Origin of the sequence: Pseudonocardia sp. SID8383 (assembly GCF_009864975.1) — a bacterium.
In the GTDB taxonomy this organism is placed as follows: Bacteria; Actinomycetota; Actinomycetes; order Mycobacteriales; family Pseudonocardiaceae; genus Pseudonocardia; species Pseudonocardia alni.
The window spans coordinates 1-668 of record NZ_WWFY01000737.1; the positions used below are offsets into that span (position 1 = coordinate 1).

At 78.6% G+C, this 668-nt stretch carries 1 pseudogene; it reads right to left on the minus strand.

The window, feature by feature from the left end:
* Nucleotides 1-172: 172 nt before the first annotated feature.
* Nucleotides 173-668 (minus strand): annotated as a pseudogene (locus tag GTW08_RS17715) (hypothetical protein); the annotation flags it as partial.

Consider the following 668-nt stretch of genomic DNA (forward strand, 5'->3'; position numbering starts at 1 on the left):
AGGCCGACGGCGACGACCCGCCACTGCGGCGGGGCGGCGGCGCGGTCCTGCGGCCCGAACGCGGTGCGCCCGCTGCCGGGCAGCTCGCGCAACGCGCGGGCCAGTGTGCCCGGCGACCGGCCGGGCGGGTCCTTCGTGATCGACACGGGAGCCTCCTCGTGGGTGGTGCTGGTCAGGGGGTGGGTCCGGCGGGGGCGCCGGTCCCGGGGTCGGTGTCCGCCCGCCCGGGCCCGGTCAGCGCGGAGCCGATCCGGACGATCGCGCCGCCCGGGAACCAGGCGGCCTCGTTGGGGGCACCGTGGTGCCCGCCGTCGTCGTCGGCGGCGGTCATCGGCACGCTCACCGGGGCGGCACCGTACAGAGCCGGTGCCGGGTCGGTGTAGGCCTCTCCGGTCGTCGCCGCCCAGGTGCGCAGCCCCGACAGCGACGGGGCGGATCCCGGTGCGACGGCGGCGAGCGTCCGCACGTAGCGCTGCGGGACCTGTTCCTGCGGGCCGAAGTCCAGCGGGAGCAGGGTGCCCGGGCTCTGCCCGAGCACTCCCCCGGTCAGCAGCCACGGCGCGAGGTAGGTCCCGCCGAGCGCGGTCGGCGTGGTCTGCGCCGCGCGGGCGGTGTCGCGGACCGTCGTCGCGGCGTGCTGCCAGCCGGACACGACGACCAGGGCGTCG